21 protein-coding genes are annotated in these 24,909 nt (G+C 39.1%); 3 read left to right on the top strand and 18 right to left on the bottom strand.

Annotation, left to right across the window (positions count from 1 at the left end):
* Nucleotides 1-229: 229 nt before the first annotated feature.
* The 14 genes from mdoH to H5089_RS16955 form a co-directional block, all read right to left on the bottom strand.
* Nucleotides 230-2,191, bottom strand: a complete 1,962-nt coding sequence (mdoH, locus tag H5089_RS16890; protein ID WP_182712696.1) for a glucans biosynthesis glucosyltransferase MdoH — start codon at nucleotides 2,189-2,191, stop codon at nucleotides 230-232.
* A complete protein-coding gene (locus H5089_RS16895; RefSeq protein WP_182712697.1) occupies nucleotides 2,163-3,782 on the bottom strand; it encodes a glucan biosynthesis protein in 1,620 nt (539 codons plus the stop codon). The genes mdoH and H5089_RS16895 overlap by 29 nt, the downstream gene beginning before the upstream one ends.
* A 330-nt stretch (nucleotides 3,783-4,112) precedes the next feature.
* Nucleotides 4,113-6,845 (bottom strand): ExeM/NucH family extracellular endonuclease, encoded by a 2,733-nt coding sequence (locus H5089_RS16900; RefSeq protein ID WP_182712698.1) that lies wholly within the window; start codon nucleotides 6,843-6,845, stop codon nucleotides 4,113-4,115.
* Between the two features lie 127 nt (nucleotides 6,846-6,972).
* Nucleotides 6,973-7,983, bottom strand: a complete 1,011-nt coding sequence (hemB, locus tag H5089_RS16905) for a porphobilinogen synthase (protein ID WP_024597079.1) — start codon at nucleotides 7,981-7,983, stop codon at nucleotides 6,973-6,975.
* A 12-nt stretch (nucleotides 7,984-7,995) separates the two neighbouring features.
* Nucleotides 7,996-9,849, bottom strand: a complete 1,854-nt coding sequence (locus H5089_RS16910; RefSeq protein WP_182712699.1) for a diguanylate cyclase — start codon at nucleotides 9,847-9,849, stop codon at nucleotides 7,996-7,998.
* Nucleotides 9,849-10,634 carry a TatD family hydrolase gene (locus tag H5089_RS16915; protein ID WP_182712700.1) on the bottom strand — a complete coding sequence of 262 codons (786 nt, stop codon included), beginning with the start codon at nucleotides 10,632-10,634 and terminating at the stop codon, nucleotides 9,849-9,851. The genes H5089_RS16910 and H5089_RS16915 overlap by 1 nt, the downstream gene beginning before the upstream one ends.
* On the bottom strand, nucleotides 10,634-11,149 hold the full coding sequence (locus H5089_RS16920; protein WP_004334960.1) for a hypothetical protein: 516 nt from the start codon (nucleotides 11,147-11,149) through the stop codon (nucleotides 10,634-10,636). Before H5089_RS16920 ends, H5089_RS16915 begins: the two co-directional genes overlap by 1 nt.
* A gap of 1 nt (nucleotide 11,150) precedes the next feature.
* Nucleotides 11,151-11,891: a twin-arginine translocase subunit TatC gene (gene tatC / locus H5089_RS16925; RefSeq protein WP_004334958.1), complete on the bottom strand. Its 741-nt coding sequence runs from the start codon at nucleotides 11,889-11,891 to the stop codon at nucleotides 11,151-11,153.
* A gap of 48 nt (nucleotides 11,892-11,939) precedes the next feature.
* Nucleotides 11,940-12,272 (bottom strand): Sec-independent protein translocase protein TatB, encoded by a 333-nt coding sequence (gene tatB / locus H5089_RS16930; protein WP_024597077.1) that lies wholly within the window; start codon nucleotides 12,270-12,272, stop codon nucleotides 11,940-11,942.
* Nucleotides 12,273-12,277: 5 nt separating this feature from the next.
* A complete protein-coding gene (tatA, locus tag H5089_RS16935; RefSeq protein ID WP_004334954.1) occupies nucleotides 12,278-12,526 on the bottom strand; it encodes a Sec-independent protein translocase subunit TatA in 249 nt (82 codons plus the stop codon).
* An 80-nt stretch (nucleotides 12,527-12,606) separates the two neighbouring features.
* Entirely contained in the window at nucleotides 12,607-14,208 is a 1,602-nt protein-coding gene (gene ubiB / locus H5089_RS16940; RefSeq protein ID WP_024597076.1) for a ubiquinone biosynthesis regulatory protein kinase UbiB, read from the bottom strand.
* A gap of 9 nt (nucleotides 14,209-14,217) precedes the next feature.
* Complete coding sequence (locus H5089_RS16945) at nucleotides 14,218-14,901, bottom strand: SCP2 domain-containing protein (protein WP_182712701.1); 684 nt, start codon at nucleotides 14,899-14,901, stop codon at nucleotides 14,218-14,220.
* Between the two features lie 11 nt (nucleotides 14,902-14,912).
* Nucleotides 14,913-15,668 (bottom strand): bifunctional demethylmenaquinone methyltransferase/2-methoxy-6-polyprenyl-1,4-benzoquinol methylase UbiE, encoded by a 756-nt coding sequence (gene ubiE, locus H5089_RS16950; RefSeq protein ID WP_024597074.1) that lies wholly within the window; start codon nucleotides 15,666-15,668, stop codon nucleotides 14,913-14,915.
* 83 nt (nucleotides 15,669-15,751) lie between these two features.
* Complete coding sequence (locus H5089_RS16955) at nucleotides 15,752-16,738, bottom strand: GGDEF domain-containing protein (RefSeq protein ID WP_182712717.1); 987 nt, start codon at nucleotides 16,736-16,738, stop codon at nucleotides 15,752-15,754.
* Between the two features lie 334 nt (nucleotides 16,739-17,072).
* On the opposite strand from H5089_RS16955, the gene H5089_RS16960 reads away from it, so the two are divergent.
* Together H5089_RS16960 and H5089_RS16965 are read left to right on the top strand one after the other, a co-directional pair.
* Complete coding sequence (locus H5089_RS16960; RefSeq protein WP_182712702.1) at nucleotides 17,073-18,851, top strand: DUF885 family protein; 1,779 nt, start codon at nucleotides 17,073-17,075, stop codon at nucleotides 18,849-18,851.
* A 175-nt stretch (nucleotides 18,852-19,026) separates the two neighbouring features.
* Nucleotides 19,027-20,508 (top strand): FMN-binding glutamate synthase family protein, encoded by a 1,482-nt coding sequence (locus H5089_RS16965; protein WP_182712703.1) that lies wholly within the window; start codon nucleotides 19,027-19,029, stop codon nucleotides 20,506-20,508.
* Nucleotides 20,509-20,553: 45 nt separating this feature from the next.
* Here the strand turns inward: H5089_RS16965 and mtnK are convergent, their stop codons facing one another.
* On the bottom strand, nucleotides 20,554-21,771 hold the full coding sequence (mtnK, locus tag H5089_RS16970; protein ID WP_182712704.1) for an S-methyl-5-thioribose kinase: 1,218 nt from the start codon (nucleotides 21,769-21,771) through the stop codon (nucleotides 20,554-20,556).
* 129 nt (nucleotides 21,772-21,900) lie between these two features.
* On the opposite strand from mtnK, the gene mtnA reads away from it, so the two are divergent.
* Nucleotides 21,901-22,926 carry an S-methyl-5-thioribose-1-phosphate isomerase gene (gene mtnA, locus H5089_RS16975; protein ID WP_182712705.1) on the top strand — a complete coding sequence of 342 codons (1,026 nt, stop codon included), beginning with the start codon at nucleotides 21,901-21,903 and terminating at the stop codon, nucleotides 22,924-22,926.
* 63 nt (nucleotides 22,927-22,989) lie between these two features.
* Here the strand turns inward: mtnA and H5089_RS16980 are convergent, their stop codons facing one another.
* The 3 genes from H5089_RS16980 to H5089_RS16990 are packed head-to-tail and all read right to left on the bottom strand — an operon-like array spanning nucleotide 22,990 to nucleotide 24,841.
* Nucleotides 22,990-23,532 (bottom strand): acireductone dioxygenase, encoded by a 543-nt coding sequence (locus H5089_RS16980; protein ID WP_182712706.1) that lies wholly within the window; start codon nucleotides 23,530-23,532, stop codon nucleotides 22,990-22,992.
* Complete coding sequence (mtnC, locus tag H5089_RS16985) at nucleotides 23,529-24,215, bottom strand: acireductone synthase (protein ID WP_182712707.1); 687 nt, start codon at nucleotides 24,213-24,215, stop codon at nucleotides 23,529-23,531. The genes H5089_RS16980 and mtnC overlap by 4 nt, the downstream gene beginning before the upstream one ends.
* Nucleotides 24,212-24,841: a methylthioribulose 1-phosphate dehydratase gene (locus tag H5089_RS16990; protein WP_004334937.1), complete on the bottom strand. Its 630-nt coding sequence runs from the start codon at nucleotides 24,839-24,841 to the stop codon at nucleotides 24,212-24,214. Before H5089_RS16990 ends, mtnC begins: the two co-directional genes overlap by 4 nt.
* Nucleotides 24,842-24,909 lie beyond the last annotated feature (68 nt).

Raw genomic sequence — 24,909 nt, forward strand, 5'->3', positions numbered from 1 at the left:
CGTTTTTTCTTTTCACTATTTTTAAGTAGAACTGGAGAATGGTAAGGTTTTTCATTTTTATAACTGGCAACTTGATGATGAAATGTAATCAGCTACTTCTAAAATGTACTGTAATAAGTTAGCTAAAAAAGTAGAAAATATTAGCGGCAAATGCAGCGCATGATTTTTTAATTTAGATAGAAAAAAGGAGCAATTAATTGCTCCTTTTTTGTTTTTATTTTATAACGCGCTAATTAAACTTTTTTATAGCCTTAGCTTTTAGCGCTTTCATCTTTAGCCTGCGTGGCTTTTTAAAAGATTGTATAGGCATTGATACCATATGCTCTTGTGGCAGTGCCGGAATTGTTTGTGGGTAAGTTCCTTCCTCTGGCACGGAAATCTCTTTTAGATGTACTTTAAGCGCCTCTAGAGTTGAGTCGTTATCAACTTCACTAGGGCAAATAAATATACCTAACTTTCTTAGTTGTACGCCGAGTTTGATACTACTGGTATAACGGATAATTGGAGCACCTAATACTAAGCCTAATAATATAGGTGATAGCCACCAAAAGAATACAGGTGTGAAGTAGTAGGCTGTGCTACCCCATGCTATAGCCACAATAGTAGAGAATAACGTATAACCAAACGCTTCTTTCCACGGAACCATACGACCTTCGCGCGGTTGTGCATCCCACTTCACTTTTTTACCTAAAAATACGCAAAGCACAAAGTAAGCATGAAATACCATCATTAATGGCGCAACAATAATAGCAAATACGGTTTCAATGATTGAACCTAGTATGAGCTTAATTGAACCACCAAAGCGTTTGTTTCTATGTATTAGGGTGACTATTACGCCCATTAATTTAGGCATTAATAAAATAACAATAGTTAAATACAAGAGTGAATCAATAAGATCGGTTTTAGCTATTTGCCATGTAGGAAATAATTGATAAACACGGTTAAAGTACACATCACTATTTAATGCGCGCGTTACTGCATCAATAGTACTTAGCGCTAGCATTGAGAGCCAAATTAGTGATGAAATATAGGCTGTTGCACCTAATAGAAAGTGCAGCTTACTCATTAATTTTAATTTAGATGACGATAGTAAACCTAAGTGCTGAATATTACCCTGTACCCAGCGTCTATCGCGTACAGCATAATCTAGGATATTACTTGGTACTTCTTCGTAGCTGCCTTCAATATCTGATAGTAATAGTACATCCCAACCTGCACTATGAAGTAGTGATGCTTCTACAAAATCATGACTTAAAATCTCACCGCCAAAAGGTGCGTTACCTTTAAGTGTTGGCAAGCCACAGCACGTTATAAATGCTTTAACTCTAATGATTGCATTATGACCCCAGTAGTTGGCTTTATCTGTTTGCCAAAATGCTGAGCCAGTAGCGAGCATTGGGCTATATAGCACTGATGCAAACTGTAAAAAACGACCAAAAAAGGTATCTTGACGAACAGGTATAGGAATCGTTTGGATCAGGCCTGCTTGTGGGTTGTTTAGCATGCTTGTAGTAAGTTCTAACATACATTTACCGGTCATGACGCTATCTGCATCAAGCACAATCATATGGTCGTAATTACTTCCCCAGCGCTCACAAAAGTCGGTTAGGTTACCTACTTTGCGGTGTTTGTTATCTTCGCGACGACGATAAAAAACATGCTTTGCTGTATCCCCTAAACGTTCGCACAATGCATGCCATGCACTTAGCTCGTTTTTAACTATTTGAGGGTCTTGTGTATCGCTTAATAAATAAAAATCAAAATTATCAAGCTGACCAGTTTCTTTTAACGATTGTAGACTTACCTCAAAGCCCGCGATAACACGGTGGGTATCTTCGTTATAAATAGGCATTACAACGGCGGTTTTCTGAGCGTTAATTGCCTCGTTATTGAACTCAATTGGTTTAATACGTTTTAACGTAAGCGGGTCAATTCGAAACAACTGTAGTACAAAGCCGATTGTGCCACTACAAAAGGCCGTTACAATCCAAGCAAATGTGATTGAGAATAATACTAAAAGGGCATACTCAAGTAGTGTCATACCGTTTGAGCTTAAAATCTCAAACATAATCGATATGCCGTAGCCAGATGTGCCAAGTGCCGCAATGGCAAATAGCCATACTCTTAGTGTTTTGAATGGCATTGGAGTGCCCCTACCTTTATTACTTGATGTCATTTGGGTACCAAACATAGCTCCATACCTCGCTAATTTCTTTGTCACGTAGTTTTAACGATAAACGCATATCAACGGGTTGATCGTCCTGTGGTGCAATTTTAAAGGCTACACGCCATCCACGTGAATCCGGAAGTTTTTGTACATTCACGTCGGTTACTTCGCCTGTTGTAAGTTGAATGTCGGCATCTAGTTTTAACTGTTTAGACAGTTGATTTATTTCTGATCCAGTAAAATCAACAGTAAATTGGCGGTGGCTTTTTGGTGGTGGGTTGTCCTCACCAGGTAAAGCGGCGCTACCAATTCTTGTACGTAGTACACGTGCTTTCTCGTGCTGAGTTAAAACTGAATTAAAGGTCGTCATTTTGTAGCTTAATTTCAATGAATCTCCGGCCTTCATTGGTTTTTCTGGTACCCAGTAACTTACGATATTGTCGTTAGTTTCTGTATCAGTCGGTATTTCTACAAGCTCTACACGACCATTTCCCCACTCACCTTGTGGTTCAATCCATAGGCTAGGGCGGTCGTGGTAATGTGCTTCTGTGTCTAGATAGTTATTAAAGTCCCGGTCTCGTTGAGCTAACCCAAAACCTTTCGGGTTATTGTACGAAAATGAAGTAACGCTGAGTTGTGATGGGTTGTTAAGAGGACGCCATACCCACTTGTCATCAGCAGATTGAGTTAATAGGCCATCCGAGTCATGAACTTCAGGGCGATAGTCATCAAAAAATTTGGTGCTGTTTTCGCCGTGATAAAACATACTCGTTAATGGTGCTACACCTAGTTTTTTAATATCTTTACGCGCAAAAATCTGCATATCAACATCAACTAGCATATTAGTTGTAGGGTCGACGCTAAATTTGTACGCACCAGAAATAGATGGACTATCCAATAATGCAAAAATGGTGATTTGTGTTTGCTCTGGCTTTGGTTTAACTAACCAAAACTCTTTGAACATTGGAAATTCTTCACCCGAATTCTCAGCAGTATCAATGGCAAGGCCTCTTGCTGATAAGCCATAAACTTGTTGAGGGCCAACGACTCTAAAATACGATGCTCCCTGAAATACCATTACTTCGTCTTTATACTCGTTAGTATTTAATGGGTAATGCACACGAAATCCAGCATGGCCTAGTTGAGTGCCTGCAACACTTTTAGCTATTTCTTCTTGTAGTGGTGCAGCAGTACCATCGTATTGGTAAAAGTCGGTGCTGAAAGGTAAGCGGCTACGTTTAGAGTCGCTATCAACAGTATTTATTGTTACGGGTGTTTTATATAAAAAACCAGGGTGGAATAATTGCAGCTCGTACAGGCCTTCATCTTTCCACACCGCTTTGTCTTTTTTAAATCGAATTGAACGGTAGTCTTGATAATCAATATTATTTAGCGCTTCAAGCTCGATGTTTTTAGGTGCAACATATTCTTCGCTTGCTAACTTTTTAGCGCGAGCGCTAATTACATCAAATAAGCTACTTTGTGGAATTGCTACATCAACAGTTGCAGCAATCGCTTGGTTGCTATTGCCCCAAGTCGAAAAAATAATAAGTAGACCCAGTAGTGGTGCTGACTTTTTTTGCCATTTAGGCAAGTTGTGGGTTAGTTGTTTCATTCTCATTCCTTTATAAAAACACGACTTATTTTTACGTTTAGGGTAAATATTGATTTGTTTTGTAAGTATCTTCTAATTTACTTAAAGCAAAATGTGAACCTTTATAAAAGTTCATATTTTTCAATAGGAAAACCAATATACGTAACTCACTGAGGTTTTTGTTGTGTAAAATTCACTCAATCTTATGTAGTTGTTACTGATTAATTACTAGAAGACTCACTAATCGTATGAACATATTACGGGGAGTTTAATGAAGCTTGTCTGAATTACATTTGTATAAAATAAAAAAAGCCGCAAAAGCGGCTTTTTATATGTTTAGATTTTACTTAATTATTTCTTTTTAAATCGACGCACTATTGATAGTGGTGCTAAAAGAAGTGATAACCATAGTAATGAACCTGCATCATTATCATCATCTGAGCGTAAGTTATTTACCTTAACGGCTACTTTTTCAATGTTTGATAAGTTACCAGCACTATCTTGAGCTTGTACTGTTAAAGTAATACGATTTTCGAATTCGTAATCAATCTCTCCAGCAACAATTAACTGCCCCTCATTGTTAATAGAAACGCTGTCATTATCAGATGTAATAAATTTAACAACTGGTGATTCATCGGCATTTGGATCACTAAAATCGAGCGTGCCGATAATTGTACCAATTGGGCTGTTTTCATCGATTGCAAAAACTTGATCAGCTGCAATTACAGGTGTCTGCTCTTCAGGCGTTAAAGTAATTTCAGATTTAATATCAATGATCACAGGGTCATGGTCTGATGCACGGTATGCACTTTCAGAGTACAAGCTAGATTGTTGACCTTCGCTTTTAAACTCTACATTGTAATCAAGTGAAATAGGTTCATCTGCGTTGATATGCCAATCTGTTGCAGCGACAACTTTGCTAAGTAATGATTGTGTAACTACTGCATGGTCTAAACTTCCTGCACGACCAGAAAAGCTATAAGAATAACCAAGTGTATCACCATCAATTTCAGCAACTACATTTTTGTAGCCTTTATCAGCAAATGCACGTATTGGATCTTCCATTGCGTAAGCATTCATATCGCCGACTAAAATAGTATCTTCGTCATCAACACCGGTTGGTTTGCTATCAAGCCAATCTGCGAATGCATTAGCACCTTGCGTGCGTATTTCATTCCAACAGCCTTGGCCATCACCTAAATCTGCATTATTTCCAGAAGCACTACCACAACTTTTAGATTTAAGATGTGACACAGCAACAGTAAATACTTCATCAGTTTCTATTGATTTAAAGCTTTGTGCAATTGGAGCACGGTTACTAAAATCAAATGGAGCCTCAGTTGTAATGGCAGCAGTGCCTACTTCTTCTACTTTGTTAGCACGATAGATAAGTGCGGTAGTAATTGCATCGGTACCAATTTGATCTACGTTAAAATCAACAAATGCATAGTTGTTAGCACTATCTGCATCATTTAATGCATCTACTAAGCTAGCAATTGCACTAAATTCGCCAAAGCCATCATTCTCAATTTCCATTAAACCAACAACATCGGCTTCAATAGCGCTAATGGCACTTACAATTTTAGCTTCTTGACGAATAAATTCAGCTTCAGTATCTGCACCTCGAGATGTAGGGAACCCTCCGCCTTGGCCATCACCATTGAAGTAATTAAGTACGTTAAAGCTAGCTACACGTAAATCTGCTTCAGCATTAAGTTCAGGCGCATCTTCACGTGCATTTGTTGCAATAAACGAAGGCGCTAAAGTTGGGTGAATTCGGTAAAGACCGAAGCTATAAGCAAGTGCTCCTGTAACAGTATTAACAGTATCGCCAGTTCGTAATGTATTTTCTGCCGATAAGCCTGGAGTTGGATAAGCTGTTGGGTCTAAGTTTTGTACTGTAGAGCCATCATCTATTAAAATCTTTTTAAGTAGATTTTCAGTTTCAACTGCATTAGCAGCATCGCCAGGTAACGCAACCTGGGTACCTTGGTACAAGCGCTCTGTTGCTAATTCAACTTCACCATATCGACCAAGACCAAAGTTATTAGTCACTACTAATGGTTGCTCTAATGTGACTAACATACCTTCAAAAGCTTCTAAATCAGTTGTATTAGCCAAAGGTAAAGTGATTTTTGTAGCTGCTGCAGCTAAACCAGTGCCACACACCGCAACTTGGCTAACACTGCCAATTTGTGTTGCATCAAAATATTCTTCAACAGTACCTTGTACACGTACATGGTCGCCTACATTCACGTCAGTATCTGCAAAATATACAAATACACCTTCAGAGGTAAGTGGGTCTGCATCTATATCAGCAGCCAGTGAGTTAACAAAAAAGCCTTTTAATTGTTCATCACCTTGAAAATCGGCGCTTACAACACCTTCAAGTTCTACTAATGTACCTACAAGTGGGCTAGCAGAGCCGTCACCTTGAATAGCATTTATTAGTGTTTTTTCTGCACCACAAACTAGTGGTTCAAGTGGTTCTGGTTCAGGGTCTGGCACAGGAGCGGTACCGCCGTTTCCTGTGTGTGAACCTAATCCATCAAAGGTGTCAATATCAAACTGTTCCCACTCTTCGCTAGGATCAAAAATGGCTGTCGAGTCAGTTCGGCCTGTGGTAATGCTATCTTTTCTTCGCAGCGTTTTGTTAACCGTAGTTACACCCCCTTCAGACCACTCTGAACCCGGATCAAAACCAACTTGACCAAAACTATCAACAATTACACCGTCTTTAGTTAAAACAAGGGCATCATCACCGTTATAGTAGGTTACTGTGCTGGTTTCATCTGCAATATCAAGTATTGCAGCTGCTGCACTGGGGTTTGAAATAATGTAGGTGGTATTGGCGGCCAATGTTCCGGTTAAATCAATCGAGTTGCCAATCGAGCTGCTACCATTTGAATAGAGTCCTAAAGTATAACCTTCAAGAGAAAGCTCCGTATCAGCATTATTATAAAGCTCGATTGCTTTATTATTACTGCTTCCCTCTATATATTCTGAAATGATTAGATCAGCGGATGCTGGTGCACTGAGACTGGCTATAACAAGTGCGAGTGGTGTTATTTTTGTTTTAAACATTTTTTTATTATTCCCGTGTATTAATCCCAAAATGGGACACCAGTTTAGAGAATAAATATGACAAAAATAATACAAAAATGTAAACGAATGTAAATAAAAGGCGGTTTAACCGCCTTTTAATAAAAAATTACTTTTTAGCTAGATATTTTGCGGCTTGCTTAGCAAAGTAGGTTAATATTCCATCGGCGCCTGCACGCTTAAATGCAAGTAAAGATTCCATTATTGTAGCCTCTTCACTTAACCAACCGTTATCAATTGCTGCTTTGTGCATTGCATACTCGCCACTTACCTGATATGCGAAAGTAGGTACACCAAATTCGTCTTTAACACGCCGTACAATATCTAAATAAGGCATACCGGGCTTTACCATAACCATATCAGCGCCTTCTTGTAAGTCTAATGCGACTTCACGTATTGCTTCATCAGAGTTTGCTGGATCCATTTGGTAAGTTTTTTTATCAGCACCTTTTAAGTTACCAGCAGAGCCTACAGCATCTCTAAATGGGCCATAGTAGCTAGATGCGTATTTAGCTGAGTAGGCCATAATTCGAGTATGAATAAACCCATCAGCTTCAAGTGCTTCGCGAATAGCGCCAATACGACCATCCATCATATCAGAAGGGGCAACAACATCAGCACCAGCTTCTGCATGGGAAAGTGCTTGTTTAACTAAAATTTCAGTAGTGACATCATTAATAACATAACCTGAATCATCAATAATACCATCTTGGCCATGCGTAGTGAAAGGGTCAAGTGCTACATCAGTAATCACACCCAACTCAGGAAAAGCTTCTTTTAAAGCTCTTACGGTACGTTGCGCTAAGCCATCATCGTTATATGCTTCTTCGGCAAATAATGATTTTTTATCCGCAGGCGTTACCGGAAAAATAGCAACGGCAGGTACGCCAAGCTCAACGAGTTCTTTTGCTTCAACAAGCAGTAAATCAATTGATAGGCGCTCAATACCAGGCATTGATTCAATTACCTCGCGGCGATTTTTACCATCAAGTACAAATACAGGGTAAATTAAATCATTTACGCTAAGCTGGTTTTCAGCCATTAAGCGGCGAGAAAAGTCGCTGCGGCGCATTCTGCGCATGCGAGTATATGGGAAAAGGTCTAATCCTGATTGGGCCATATTAATATGCTCCTACTGTGGTAATGGAAAAGTGATTACTTGATTACGGCCATGCTGCTTTGCGTAATAAAGTGCTTTGTCGGCGCACTCAGTAAAAATTTGAGGGTTGCTAACATCATCAGCAATACTGGTGTATACACCAGCGCTAATAGTAAATTGAATATCATTATTGGCAACCGTTACTGTACTTACTGAGATATCAGCTCGTATTTTTTCAGCTATGTCTTGTGCGCCTTCACTAGGGGTATTAGGTAATAGCACAACAAATTCTTCACCGCCATAACGGGCAACTTCATCGAGTGGTCGTTTTAAATGGTCTTTTATAAGGTCAGACACTGCTTTAATAACTTGATCGCCAATGATATGGCCGTACGTGTCGTTGATATTTTTAAATCGATCTATATCAAGCATAACAATGCTAAGCGGCGTTTGTTCTCGACGAGAGCGACGAAGCTCCATTACCAGTTTTTTATCAAAAAAGCGTCTGTTTTTTATTCCAGTCAATGCGTCTTCAGTATTTAGTAACTCAAGTGAGCGGTTTTTTTCTTCAAGCTCTCTAAGCGTCACTTGTAATTCAAAGGTGCGCTCGTCCACCTGAGATTCAAGTTCTTGGCGAGTTTTTTCTTGTAATTTTAAGCGCTCTTTAAGTAGTGTATCTTGTGCTGTGTTTTCAGCAATCAAGGTCTGTTGGGCAATCACTTCTTCATCGCGTTGTAAAATAAATAACTTCATTACGCTGTAGCATAAGCAAAAAGTGCAACCAAAAAAGCATGCAAATACAAATGCGAGCGTACTTCTGTCAAAGGCGTATAGGCCCATTACTGCAACAGTAAAATAAAGCATTACCACCAAGAAAAAAACCAATACAAGTAATAGTGCTTTGTTTGGTTTAGAAGGCGTTAAACGCACGCACATAAACGTAGTTACAATATAAAAGCCTAAAACGATTGGAGTAGTGATTAAACAAAATAATGTAACTATGTTGTTTGGAAGTAGCCAAATAAATAATAACGAAATGGCTAAAGCGTTAACTACAACTTTTTGAATAGCTAGCAGAAGTGAGGGTCTTGGATGGCAAACTTGCTTTTGCAAAGGCAAAAACATTAAAGTGATAAGCGTAAGTAATATAGGGATCATAACTTGCTGTAATGCAGGCAAATTAGGATGAACGTACCTTAAGCCAAAACCACAAAGGTAGGCTAATACACTACCTAATGTGAGAGATATAACCCCAGCATAAATAAAATAACCTTTACGTGAAAAACCATATAAAACTATGCAACTCACACCCAAAGAAAATATAAAACCAATCAATAAGCCATAGAGTAAATTGAGTTTTCCTTTGTGTGCCAAATAAGCTTCTGGTTGCCACAATGTTAAAGGGACTCGCAAGCCTGAGCTATTCGCCACTTTCATTATAATAAGCGTTTCGCTATTTGCAGGGCTGAGCAGTTTAACTAATAAAGATTCACTTTTAATTGTGCGCTTATATAAGGGGTAGGCATCACCAATTTGAGTATAAGAAAGTAATTGCGAGTTATGTAATTGATATACTTGAACGTCGTTTAGCAAAGGGTTATTTAGTGACAATATTTGCTCAGTATTATAACTAAGTGTGTTTTTTATCTTAAATTTTATCCATACAGGGCGCCGCTCTAGTCCTAAATTAAGGGGTTTTCCTGTGTTTTTTTGCCACTGTATATGGCTGCTTTGTTGTGCACTTAATAGCGACGTTGGTTCAAAAGAGTAATACAGGTTATTAATGTTTTGAGAGTTAAAATCGTGTTTTATTATTACTGGGTTTGCGAAAGAGCAAAAAGTGCAAAGGAATACTAATAGGCTTAAAAGTGCCTTTGCATAGGCCATTAACGATCTTCTAAACCAAAAACACGGTGAAAGTTTTCTGTAGTTTTACGGGCCACAACTTCTTCATCTATTTGATAAAGTTGTGCAATCGTTTGACAGATATAAGGAAGCAGGGCAGGTTCATTTTTACGTGATTTAGGTTTTGGTTTAACTGTTCGTGGAATTAAAAATGGTGCATCAGTTTCTATTAATAATCGATCTAGAGGAATGCTAGGCACTAGCTGTTGTAAATCTTTTCCACGCCTTTCATCACATACCCAACCCGTTATACCAATATATAGACCTAAATCTAAATATTGCTTTAGAGCTGCTGAGTTACCCGTAAAGCAGTGGAGTACACCGCGAATATTAAACTCTTTTAATATACTTAACATGTCGTCACTTGCATCACGTTCATGTAAGTAAACAGGTAAATCTAATTTTTCAGCAAGTGCTAATTGGCGCCTAAAAATACTACGCTGTACATCGCGAGGCGAAAAGTCGCGGTTATAATCAAGGCCGCACTCACCAATAGCGATAACATGCTTACTATTTGCAAGTACAGTTAGTTGTGCTTCTAGTTCATTAGTGGCTGATTTTGCATCATGTGGGTGGATACCCGCCGTAGAATATTGAAGATGCTTTGTTGCAAGTTCAAGTGATTGCTGACTGCTTGCAATATCACAACCAATAATAAGCATATTTGTAACACCCGCTTCATTGGCACGGGTAATTACATCGTGATGCTGCTCATCAAATTGATGATTAGTTAAGTTAACTCCAGCATCAATTAACGTATATGACATTATTTAGTACGTTTAACGCGAATAGAGCGGTTTTCACCGTCAATTTTAAGTAAAAATGAGTTAAAAACACCACGGCTAATTACAATCGTATCGTTCTTTTTCAAGCGCATGCTGTCAGAGCCAATTTGACGCCATTGTTGACCGTTATCTAGCGAAATAATTAACTCGCCGTAAGCAGCTTCTTCAACTGAAGCAACCATCGCTTTAATTTCAGCGTCTTTTTCTGTCTGTGATTTTTTGTACTCTAACCCAAATTCATCAGCTGTTGTTTTTACTTCTGTTGGTGTTGTGGCTACTGCCTGAGGCACATTATTAGCTGTTGGTGGTGTGAGCGTTTTTGTTACAGATGGCTTAACCAGTGACTTACCCGCGATGGTATTATCGTAACAAAGTAAGCGGTTAAAATCGTTTTCGATAAAGCTACATGCTTGTAACGCTTGAGTATTAAACTCTGTTTGCGCAGCAAAAGTCGGTGCGCTTAATAAAACCAATAGTGAGAGTAGTTGTTTTTTCATTTTATTCCTCAGATTCTTTTTGTGGTTTAGCGGTATAAAACTTTGCTAAAATTAGACCTAGTTCAAACAGAAGAAGCATCGGAAATGCTAGCAATGTTTGTGATAATACATCAGGCGGTGTTAAAAACATCGCGACTACAAAAACACCCACGACGATATAAGGGCGCTTTTCTTTTAAGCTTTTTGTTGTTGTTGCGCCACTCCAGCATAGCAACATAATAGCCACTGGAATTTCGAAAGCGACGCCAAATGCAAAAAACAACTTTAATACAAATCCTAGATAACTACTTATGTCAGGTGCAAGGGTCATCATTTCGGGACCGGTACTTGTAAAAAATCCTAAAATAATTGGCAGGACTACAAAGTAACAAAAGGCTATACCGCCATAAAATAATATTATACTTGAGGCGAGAATAGGCATGAGCATTTTCTTTTCGTGCTGATATAAACCCGGCGCTATAAACCCCCAAACTTGATGCAATATCCATGGAATCGACGCAAATAAAGCGACAAATAAAGTAAGTTTGAAAGGTGCAAAAAAGGGAGCTGTTACATCGGTTGCAATCATGGTTGCCGTACTTGGCAAATGCGAGACTAACGGCTGTGCAACAAAAGCATAAATATCATTTGCAAAATATACTATGGCAATAAAAATAACAAAAATGCTTAGTAGCGCTTTTATTAGCCGATCACGCAACTCAATTAAATGAGCTACAAACCCTGATTTTACTTCCTCAGCCATTATTTTTTATACCATGTAGTAAGTTGACCACAAAGTGAGAAATAAATTTCACTTTTTCTCATCAAGTTGTTGGTTATTTGATGTATCAGATTGTTGTTTCTTGTAGCTGTGAGTAACTGATTCAGCCGCTTTTTGTAGCTCTGTTAGTGAGCTTTGTAACTCAGGGCTTAAATCTTTTAATTCTTGCTGTTCTGCTTTTTTAAGGTTTTCGTGCAGCTCATGGATTCGAAGTTCTTCACTTACTTCGGCTTTTACTGAGTTGGCAAGTGATTTAGCGGTTTTAACCCATTTACTCACTGTTCTAATCGCAACAGGTAAACGCTCAGGGCCGAGCACCACTAAACCAACAATAAAAATAACAACAAGTTCCCACATGCCCATACTAATTAAACCTTATTGTTATCTTTGTTTTTTTCAGTATCGGTTGAGTTGTCAGCAGTGTTTTTTTCTGATTGTTGAATTTGCTCGGATTTCTCTTTCTCGCTCATTTGATCATCCGACATTGCTTTTTTGAAGCCCTTTACAGCGCCCCCAATATCGCCACCCATCCCGCGTAGTTTTTTTGTGCCAAAAAGTAAAACTATGATCGCTAAAACAATTAATAATTGCCAAATACTAATACCACCAAAACCCATGGTTTTCTCCAATATATAAAACGGTTAAATGTTTATTTTAAATACTAATTATACGCTCACTAGCGCAAATAGCACCCAGTTTATGCGCTGCGCCATGCCGCTATAAAGCTAATAGCCGATAAGCTTATTGCAAGACTTGCAGCTATTAAATCGTGCTGTAAATAACAAAGTGTTGCCATAATCATTGTAGCACTACCAAATAAACTCAATATTAAAGGTTTATGAGATACCTTTTGTTCTTGAGGTTGAATGTGTGGTGCACGCTTTAAATTTTGATAAATTAGATCCGGTAACTCAGGCATTTTTTCAGCCCAAAATGGCAAGTTAGCATACATTTGCTTCAGTACTGATAGCGGTCCAACTTGTTGCTTTACCCAGTCTTCTAAAAAGGGCTTAGCTGTTTTCCATAAGTCGAGTTGTGGGTAAAGCTGACGTCCCAATCCTTCAACGTATAATAAAGTTTTTTGTAGTAGTACTAATTGCGGCTGTACCTGCATGTTAAAACGACGTGCAGTATTAAATAGATTTACGAGTACGTGCCCAAATGAAATTTCGGCCAAAGGTTTATTAAATATAGGCTCGCAAACTGTGCGAATCGCAAATTCAAATTCTTCAATGCTAGTATCTGGTGGTACCCAACCAGAATCAACGTGTAGCTGTGCAACTTGGCGATAATCACGATTAAAAAAGGCGATAAAGTTTTCAGCTAAATAGCGTTTATCTTCTTTGCTTAACGTACCAACAATACCGCAATCAATACCGATATACATTGGGTTTTCAGGGTGCTCTCGAGAGACGAAAATATTACCCGGATGCATGTCGGCATGAAAAAAACTGTCTCTAAACACCTGCGTAAAAAACACTTCTACGCCACGCTCAGCAAGTAATTTCATATTAGTGTTTTGCGCCATAAGTGCATCGGTATCAGAGACGGGTATGCCGTAAATACGCTCCATCACCAGCACATTGCTACGGCTGTAATCACTGTAAACTGCAGGGATGTATAATGAATCAGAGCCTTCAAAATTGCGTTTTAGTTGAATGCCGTTGGCACCTTCTCGCATTAAGTCGAGCTCGTCTAGGAGTGTTTTTTTATATTCTTTAACTACTTCAACCGGGCGCAGGCGTTTTGATTCGTTATGTACTTTTGCAAGTACCTTTGCGAGCTTTTCCATTAGCGCTAAATCGGCATTAATTTGCTCATAAATATTGGGTCTAATAACCTTAATTACGACATCTTGCTCAATACTCTGCTCATCAATAAGTTTTGCTGTATGTACTTGCGCTATAGATGCAGAGGCCAGTGGAGTTTGTGAAAACTCACTAAATAATTCACTTATATCGTTAATTTCGAGCGCTTTTTCTATTATTTTTTGTGCGAGCTCGCCTTCAAATGGTTGAACTTGATCTTGTAAAAACGCAAGCTCTAAAGCGATATCATGAGGGAGTAAATCACGACGAGTAGAGAGCATTTGACCAAATTTGATCCAAACAGGACCCAGCTCTTGCAATGCTAAACGTAAACGTAGCCCCGCAGGTTTTTCTTTGTGCTGATTACGCAGCCAAAATAAACTGCCACGGGCTATTTTACCAAACCAAGGCACTTTATGCTTTGGAATTAGCTCGTCTAGTCCATAGCTAAGTAACGTTTTGGTGATGTTATACAAACGTGCAGTCGACACAAAAAATCCTTAGCGGGTGTTTGAAGGTAAAAAAGAATTTAAGAGGGCGTTAATGCGTTGCTCAACGGCAGCGACTTGTCCTTTGAGTTCTCTATTTTTTTGTTTAAATTGCTCAAGTTCTAATGGATGAATAGTAATTGCGAGCTCATCTTGGCATAAACTTGTAAGCATGGTACTTATTTTAGTATTGGTTTTGCTGCTCTTTTGTTTTAGCTCTTTTAAGTGCAGGTATAACTGCTGAGCGGGGGCATCGCCAATGTATTTAGAAAGTTGTTCAGGCCAATCAATATCAATACCTGAAAATGCATTGCTATAAGTTTGCGCAATATTTAAATCGCCTTGTAAGTCGAGCTTATCTTGGCGAATTAATTGGGTAAGCATTGCAGGGTTTTTGAGCGCTAAAAGTGTCTCTATATCTGCGCTGATCATACAATCTGCATTTTCATTGCTTTGAGCGCTGTATAAGTGTAATTGATCAGCACTATAAACGAGTTGGATGCTTTGTTGCCAATCTCTTATTTCAACCACTAAGCGCTTATGTTTAACGGCGTTTAGCTTTTGAGATAATTTTGGGTCAAGGCTAAGCGCTTGATTTAGTACACGCTCAATTAGCGAAAGTACAAAATTAGGTAACATAAAAAACTCAGATGACATTGCACCATTATTGCTTTTTGTTATTTTTTCAAGCGCCATAACTGCTAGCCTTAATATTTAAAACCACGATGCAGTGCAACAATTCCGCCTGTGAGGTTTTGGTATGTTGTTTGTTCAAAGCCCGCATCTTCCATCATCGCTTTTAATGTGTCTTGATCTGGATGCATACGAATAGACTCAGCTAAATACTTGTACGATTCACTGTCGTTAGCAACTAGCTTACCCATTGTTGGCAATAAATTAAATGAGTAAAAATCGTAAGCTTTACTAAGTACGTCATGCTCTGGTTTTGAAAACTCTAAAACAAGTAATCTGCCACCTGGCTTTAAAATACGGTACATAGAGCGTAATGCTTTGTCTTTATCGGTAACGTTACGTAAGCCAAAGGCAATAGTGATCACATCAAAGCTATTATCTGGAAATGGCAGCATTTCTGCATTCATTTGTACGTAGTCAATATTGCCTACTAAGCCAAGATTGTGTAGTTTTTCACGACCAACCTTAAGCATAGATGAATTTATATCGCCCAAAACAACTTGACCGGTCTCGCCAACTAATTGGCTAAATTTTGCCGTTAAGTCGCCAGTGCCGCCGGCTAAATCGAGTACATGATGGCCTTTACGAACACCTGAGCTTGCAATAGTTTGACGTTTCCATAAACGATGCACACCAAAAGACATTAAATCATTCATTACATCGTATTTTGCAGCTACTGAGTGAAATACATCAGCAACCATAGAAGCTTTGTCGCCCTCGGCTACTGTTTTATAACCAAAATGCGTGGTCTTTTGTTCGGTTTCGTTCATGACTAATCTCTATCGTGACAATAGAGGTTAGTGTACTTTATTGTACGCAGTAGGCGCAATTTGAATATGATTTATCAGGTAATTTATTGCCCTGCAGTGTAGCTACTTTGTCCTAATGACCGCGCTTTAAAAGCCGCATGAGACGCTTTTTTAGCTAACTGGTTAAAATCATCTTCTTGTAGATGTTGAGCAATTCCTAGAGATAAGCCAATACTAGGTAACTTAATCCCTGTTTTTGAACTAACAAAGCGAAGCTTTTCGACTCCATTTCGGACTTTTTCAGCAATAACATTGGCTGTTTCTGGGTCTATATCGGCGAGTAAAACAGTAAATTGATCTTTAGCTGTGCGGCCAGGTAAGCCACTTTGAAAAACATATTTTTGCACTTGTTTAGCTACTTTATTCAAAATAACTTCACCAATTATATCACCGTAATTTTCAGTAAAGTGATCAAGGTTATCTATTTGAATCGCAATGGCGCAAATAGACTTTTTTTGATTAGTCCATACTTGAGTTTGTTGCGTTAAATAATGGCGTTTATAAAGCCCTGTTTGGCTATCAATAATATGTTGTTTACGAAGTTGATTTAGCTGCTTTTTTGTTTTTTCGTGTAGTTGTTTGGCTTTAATTAGTTCTTGCTTAAATTGCTTGTGTTGATTTAGTAATTCGGCGGTTTGATTATGAAGTACTTCAAGCGCTTGACGGCTTTGTTCTATGTTGTTCTCATCTAGTGAATGTACGCATTCGCTCACCTGACCCGCAAAGCGAATTATCTGTTTTTCAGTAGCTTGAGAGTTTTGAGAAAGTGAACTTATAACACCATCAACATTTTGAATCATGTTGACTTGATCTGTGTGACCGGTATTTAAAAATTCAGCATGGAGCTGTTCAATTAAAACGCTGTCTATATTGTCTTCAACCGCTATAGCGCGGTCTAAGGCTTTGTTCAGCTCAAGGTTAGTTTGGCTAGTATAGGTATAAACAACTTGATAATTGAGCGGCGTAGGAGAAAGTGCATAGCGCTCTAAAAACACACACACTTTAGTCATCTTCTCTTGTGCAATAGCCATGGAATCATGGAACATCATTTTAAATACCAACTAAGTACGCATAAGTGCAAATTTTAAAATATCTCATTCCATGAGGCGGTTATGCGTCCGAGCTTTTTATTATTTTTTTATACAGTAATCATTATCCGCGCTATTTAAAAGCAAAAACGATAGTTAGGGAACTTAAATTTTACTTTAGCAGCCCAATCGCTGTTTTTCTCATCAATTCGGCTGGTTTTTACTTCTGTTAACGTATGTAGCATTATTTCAATATGCTAGTTTGTCTCATTTACTTGCTATTTCTTTAGCCTACGATAGTTTTATGCAATCTATTGCATCATCAAGTTAAATAATAATGAATCTTTTTTTACCAAAAACGCTTCGCCAAACGCTTCTTGGCATAACTGCTTTATGTTCGTTAAGTGCATGTCAAATAACCACACCCAATGCGGATGAGCAGTTTACTCAAGTAGCACAATCTATTGTTCAATATAGAGAAAGTATAAATCCTTATAGCAGTTCAAAAGGGGTTGATGGCTATTTACTTGCCAATTTATCGCCAGAATTTTTAGCAAAGCAGTACAAAAGTAATACTCAATTATTAGCAGACTTAGATGCCGTAGATGCAACTAAGCTTAGTGACGAAAATCAAATTAACTTAAGTATTATTCGTGCTCAGGTGCAAAATAGCGTTGACGAATATGTGTTTAATGCGCATTACATGCCGCTTACATCTGAGTATGGTTTTCACTCCGGTCTGTCGTACATCGTTAACAGTTCTCAATATAAAAAAGAGCAAGATTTAGAGACATACCTTGCACGTTTAGCACAAATCCCCCGCTTTTTTGAGCAAAATATATATTGGATGAAAAAAGGGCTCGAAACAGGTCTCACCCAACCAAAAGCAGTGTTAGAAGGATACGAAGACTCCATAAGTACTTATATTGTTGATGATGTAACTCAATCAGAATTTTATAAACCGTTTTTAGCTAACACTGCCAGTTTAAGTGAGAGTGACTTTTATGCACTTCAACAGCGAGCTAAAGTTGTTTTAAAAAATAAAGTAATACCAGCATATAAAGGCTACTTAACGTTTTTTACTGAGCAATACCAACCGGGCGCCCGCACAAGTATTGGTATTTCAGAAACCCCTAATGGCAAAGCTTTTTATAAAAACCGTGCTAAGCATTACACCACTACCGACATGACACCAAAAGAGATCCACGAGCTAGGCTTAAAAGAAGTTGCTCGCATTCGAGGTGAAATGGAAGCTGTAATAAAAGAAGTTGGTTTTAAAGGCTCATTTGCTGAGTTTATTCACTTTTTACGTACCGACCCACAGTTTTACGCAACAACACCAGAGCAACTTTTGAAAGAAGCATCTTACATTGCTAAAAAAATGGATGCACAGCTGCCTAAGTTATTTCATACCTTGCCGCGCAAACCTTATGGCGTGGCACCGGTACCCGCAAGTATTGCCCCTAAATACACAACAGGTCGGTATTCTGGCTCTAATCGAAATGATGAAGCTGGATACTACTGGGTAAATACTTACGCTTTAGATAAGCGCCCTCTGTATGTTTTAGAAGCATTAACGTTGCACGAAGCAGTGCCAGGTCATCATTTACAAATATCACTTAATGCAGAGCTTGAAAATTTGCCGAGCTATCGTCGTGATGCTTACCTTTCGGCATTTGGCGAAGGTTGGGGGCTTTACTCTGAATATTTAGGTTTAGAGGCAGGCTTTTATCAAGACCCATATAGCCGTTTTGGTCGCTTAACTTATGAAATGTGGCGAGCAGCACGTTTGGTTGTTGATACAGGGATGCACATGTATGGCTGGAGCCGCGAGCGAGCTATGAACTTTATGAGCGAGAACACCGCGCTTTCGCTGCATAATGTTAAAACAGAAACTGATCGTTATATATCTTGGCCAGCTCAGGCACTGTCATACAAAATTGGTGAGTTAACTATTAAACGTTTACGTGTTGAAGCAGAGCAAGCGCTTGGACCAAATTTTGATATTCGCGAATTTCATCATCAGGTTCTTCGCCATGGTTCAGTGCCCTTGTCAGTATTAGAAACACAGGTACGTTTATATATAAAAAATGAGTTAACTAAGCTGCAAAATTAGCTTTGTAGGGCTTATAAACCTTGAACAAACAAAGGTGTTGTGTCATTTTGACCGCAACACCTTTTTTATACCACAGACCTAGTAATGTAGTTTATTTTAGCGACTCCAATCGTCAAAATATTCACATACTACGCAATAGGTATTATCTAAAAATATAGCCATCAAGGGGCCTTAGATGAGCAATTTCATTATGTTTAGTATTGACGTATTTGCGAGTATTTTTATTATCGCACTTGGGTTAATTGTGCTTACTGTTATTATTTTTTACTTTCGCGATATAACACAAACAAAACATGCTATTAGGCGTAACTACCCAGTAATTGGCCGCTTTCGATATTTTTTTGAACGCCAAGGTGAATTTTTCAGACAATACTTTTTTGCTCTCGATCGAGAAGAAATGCCATTTAACCGCGCTGAGCGCAGTTGGGTTTACCGCGCAGCAAAAGATGTCGATCGCACCGCTGCATTTGGTTCAACACAAAGCTTAGAAGTGACGGGTACGGTTATGTTTATGAACTGTGCTTTTCCTACTTTAGATGAAGAAGCACTCGACCCGAGTAATGTTACTTTAGGTCCGTATTGTAAAACACCTTACACCACTAATTCGTTATTTAATGTGTCGGGCATGAGCTTTGGTGCGCTTTCAAAGCCTGCTGTGCGCGCTTTATCAAAAGGTGCTAAATTAGCGGGTTGCTGGATGAACACAGGTGAAGGGGGCTTAAGCCCTTACCACCTTGAAGGTGGCGCCGATCTGGTATTTCAAATTGGTACAGCTAAATATGGTGCCCGAGACGAGCATGGAAACTTAAGCACCGAAAAACTTAAAGAAATAGCAGCTCACGAACAAGTCAAAATGTTCGAGCTAAAAATGAGCCAAGGTGCAAAACCAGGTAAAGGCGGTATGTTACCAGGGCGCAAAGTTAACGCCGAAATAGCTAAAATTAGGGGTATTCCAGAAGGGCAAGATTCGATTAGCCCAAATGGACACCCTGAAATTAAAAATCCAGCCGATATTCTCGATATGATAGCCACTGTACGTAATGCCACAGGAAAACCAACAGGCTTTAAAGCCGTTATTGGTGATTACACCTGGTTAGAAACGTTATTTGCAGAAATTAATCATCGTGGCATTGAGTCGGCACCCGATTTTATAACAATTGATAGTGCTGATGGTGGTACGGGGGCTGCACCGCAGCCGCTTATGGATTCGGTGGGTTTACCTCTTCGCGAAAGCTTGCCGCTTGTTGTTAATATGCTTGAAAAGCACGGGCTTCGAGAACGCGTGAAAATTATTGCATCGGGTAAATTAATCGTTCCTTCAAAGGTTGCATGGGCATTAGCGCTCGGTGCTGATTTTGTTGTATCGGCTCGTGGTCATATGTTTGCACTGGGCTGTATTCAGGCAATGCAATGTAATAAAGATACCTGTCCAACCGGGATCACTACGCATAACGAGCGTTTGCAACGCGGCTTAAATGTAGCTGATAAAGCGCAACGAGTAGCTAACTATAATAAATACATTCATTACGGAGCCGGTTTAATTGCTCACTCATGTGGTGTAACAAGTGCACGTGAATTAGGCCGTAAACATGTTCGGATAGTGCAAGAAAGTGGGCTTTCAGAGCCGCTTGATAAAATTTATGAAAACTACAAATAAGTTTTAACAACTAGAAGGCGCTTATAGCGCCTTTTTTAATGCTTGTTAGTTTAATTGGCTTATTAATAAACTAAAGAATGCTTCTTTGTTGTTGCATGTTTGTGCATTTAAAATAAGTTGCTCGCCTAGTGCTAATGTTTGTTTTTGCACTGTAAGGCGCGCATTGTCATCACTAATACTATCTATATCGCTTACGTGCGCAAGCCCTATAGTACGCCTAATTAGCTCAGCACCACAGTAACCAACAGCATCTTGCAATACGTTTTTCATAAAGTATTGCGCATAGCCTACTGGCGCTAATGATTCATCCAATGTTTTAGTGCGTATTAATTCAAGCCATTGCTGCTCAAATAAACTATAGGTGTCTACGATACAGCTAAGTAAATGTGTTTGGTAATTGCGACGTGCTACAAAGTCATCAATATGACCTGCTTGCGCGCAGTAATTCAATAGTAAATTACCAATAAAAGAGCCAATATCGAACCCAATAGGCCCAAAAAAGCCAAACTCCGGGTCAATCATCTTTGTGTTATTACAATCAACAAAAATGCTACCGCTGTGCATATCACCATGAAGTAATGTTTGCGGGTTAGATAAAAAATTAGCTTTTAGTTTTGCTATTTCTAACTTCAATGCGTTGTTTTTTTGTATTGCGTCAACTTCGTTTTGTAGTTGCTTTGGGTAGTTATTGCGTTCGTGCTCAATGTACGGATCGCTAAAAAATAAGTCTTCAGTGATTTGGCAAAGCTCAGGATTAGTAAATTGGCTAACGAGTGCTTTTTTAGTTTGCGCGGTTAAGTAAAAATCTGAATTATAAAAGCCGGTGTGGCTTAAGTAGGTCGCTACGTGCTGCGCTAATTTAGGGAATTGCTCTGCATTATTTTGTGCAGTACGCAATATTTGTAAATTACCTAAATCTTCTAAAATAGTCAGCGCTTGCATTTCACTATAATGTAAAACATTAGCAGTATAAGTAGGGCAAATAGCACCATGGTTAAGTAAAACTTGTGCTTCTATACGGGCTCTATCAAGCGTTAATGGCCACGACTCACCCACGCAACGCGCGTAAGGCAGAGCTTGCTTTAAAATAACACTATTGTTTTGCTCATCAGTAATTCTAAATACTAAATTAAGATTGCCATCACCAAACTCATATGCCGTTAAGGTTTGTCCGGAATCAAAAAAATTACATTGTTTAGATTCAATTAATGTCGATACGTAATCGATAGCGCGCTGTGCATTAAAAGCAACATAGTTAGTCATGGTTTAAATCTCAAAAATCAGCTTTTAAGCATTCTATACTTTTAAATGTTTAGATGTCTACAAGTCTAACTTGAGAGTTATTCAAAGTGGTGTAAAATAACGTTACGCATTTTTAATACCTTAAGCATTATGCAAAACTTAATCGCAAGCAGTTTAAAATATGAAAACGGGTCGCTTAGTGTGCTCGACCAATATTTACTACCTCACCAGCAGGTATGGCATCAGTGCCATGATGTAGAAACCATGAAAGAGCTGATCATTAACTTAAAAGTGCGTGGAGCCCCACTTATTGGTTTAGGCGCGAGCTTGTTAGTGGCGTATTTAGCTGAGCAAGGGGTAGTGAAAAGTGAGCTTGAAAAAGCAATCAATGAACTAGAAGCCACTCGTCCAACGGCGGTTAATTTAATGCATTGTATGGCGGCATTGCGAAAAGCTTTAACGCAAAGCGATTATGTTGCCGGTATTGTTAGTGCTGCTGAGCGGTTGTTTATTGAAGATATTGAGCTGTGTGAACGAATGGCAAATCGTGGTGCCGAGCTTATAAATAGTGGCGACAACATATTAACTCATTGTAATACAGGGGCGCTTGCAACCGCTGGTATTGGTACTGCACTGGGTGTTATTTACAAAGCTCAGCAAAAATATGGCAACGTACATGTGTGGGTTGATGAAACACGACCATTATTACAAGGCGGCCGCTTAACGGCCTTTGAGCTTGAGCGCTGGGAAATACCGTACACATTAATTTGTGATAATATGGCGGCAAGTTTAATGGCTGCAGGTAAGGTGGATAAAATAGTAGTAGGGGCTGATCGTATTGCTGCCAATGGTGATTTTGCTAATAAAGTGGGCACCTATAATTTAGCCGTACTTGCGTATTTTCATAACATTCCATTTTATGTCGTTGCGCCTATTACCACGCTTGATACCAACACCGCGTGTGGTGATGATATAGAAATAGAGCAGCGTAATCCTCAAGAAGTGCGCGGAGTTAGCGGTAGCTTTGGTGAGGCTTTATGGGCACCCACCAATGCTAATGTATATAACCCTGCATTTGATATAACGCCGGCAAAACTGGTCACAGGGTGGGTGTTAGATACAGGTGTGTATAACCAAAGTCAGGTAGAAAATGGCGATCTCATAAAGCTTAAGTAACTTCGCAATATTTTTGGTCCACGTTATGTTTATTAGTGTGGACCAAGGTTTTGAATGAATAACTTACGATAATAGCGGAAATTGCTCTGCAATAGACGAGGCAGTGCTTTTTGCCACCCAGCCTTCTGTATTGTTAAATAAGCGAATGGCAGTAAACTCAGGATCGCTTCCCATATCAAACCAATGCGGGGTAAGTTCAGGCACTGAAATTAAATCGCCTTGTTGGCAAAGTACCTGGTAAACCTTATTGCCTAAATGCAGGCAAAATAGCCCTTGGCCTTTTACAAAAAAACGCACTTCGTCTTCACTATGAGTATGTTCAGATAAAAACTTTTTGCGCAGCTCTGATGCGCCAAGATTACCTTTAGCTAGAGATATAACGTCTACTGTTTGATAGCCACTTTCGGTTTTTAACCGATCTATATCGTTTTTGTACGCACTAATAATTTGCTCGTGGGTGGTGTGCTCATTAATATTTGCATTTGCTTGCCATTGTTCAAAACGTACGTTTACTTTAGCTAGTTGCTTTGTAATATCATCAGCATTTGATGTGCTTACAAGTGCTTTGCTTGCATCGTTGTCAGCATATATTGTTAATTGACTCATACTAATTGCTCCAATTTAAATTGGCTAAAGTCATTAATATAAGGGTGTGCTTTAGTGCTTGCTTGCCCATCACGAATTAAATGTAGTGTTTTTAAGCCCGCAGCTTGCGCGGCATCAAGCTCACCGGCTACATCACTTAAAAAGAGTATTTCTGCTGCTTTAAACGGTAACAGCTCAACAATGGTGTTATAGGCTATTTGCTCTTGTTTTGCGCCAACTTTGGTGTCAAAAAAGTCAGTAAACAAGCTGCGAATGTCACCATAATCACTGTATTTAAAAAGTAGCTGCTGCGCTTTTACTGACCCTGACGAGTACACATATAAAGCTATATCGTTGTTGTACTGAGCTTGTAAAAAATCAAATGCATCTGGGTATAAATGACCCTTAAAATCACCGTGTTCATACCCTGTTTGCCAAATTAAGCCTTGTAACTGTTTAAGTGGAGTGATTTTTTTATCTCCATCAATCCAGGTAAGTAAAGTGCTAATGACCTCTTCAATATCGGCGTTTGGCTTTTCGATAAGGGCTTTTACGGCACTAATTTGCTCAGCTACATCTGGCTTATTAGCATTGGCACGTACAAAGGTAGGTAACTGTTTTGCTGCGTAAGGAAACAACACCTCTTTAACAAACGAGATACGGGTTATTGTGCCTTCGATGTCGGTTAAAATGGCTTTAATCATTTAGTTACTCCCGCTTGAATACCTATTATTTTTAGGCGCTCTAGTTCGCAGCTAAATAAAAACTCTAAGGCTTCTAGGTGGCGACGAACTTCATCAATATTACGTCCTACTGCATATAAACCATGACCACGTATCAGTACGCCATGCTCTATAGGCGTGTGTAAATGATGGTCACTGACCAGTAGGCTTAATCGGTCAATATCTTGATCGTTATCGAAAATAGGAATGCTCAGCGTTTCTAAATGCGAAGTAAAGCCGCTCAGTGCTTTTTGCATTTCATAGCCTGTTAAATCAAGCTGATGCCCTTGGGTAATTTGCGACAGTACGGTAGCGGCTACAGAGTGAGTATGCAAAACACACTGCGCATCAGGTATAAGCTGATACAAACTTAGATGTAATTGTGTTTCTGCCGATGGTTTTACAGCTCCTGCTAGGCGCTCGCCTTGGTGATCTAATTGCAAAAAATGCTCTTGCGTCAGTGAGCCTTTATCGTGCCCACTTGCTGTAACAACAAAGCCAGTGCTAGTACGAGCTGAAAAGTTTCCGCCTGTTGCGGGTACCCAGCCTTTTTGGCTAACCCATTTCCCGGCTTCAATAAGTTGTGAAATAGCGGTATTGTTTTGCATACATTCCTCACTAATGAGCGTAAAGTTAATTGTTTTTAGACGGCTATACTTCTGTTTTAAGCAATGAT

The sequence above is a fragment of the Pseudoalteromonas sp. SR45-1 genome (assembly GCF_014163655.1).
GTDB classification, from domain to species: Bacteria; Pseudomonadota; Gammaproteobacteria; order Enterobacterales; family Alteromonadaceae; genus Pseudoalteromonas; species Pseudoalteromonas distincta.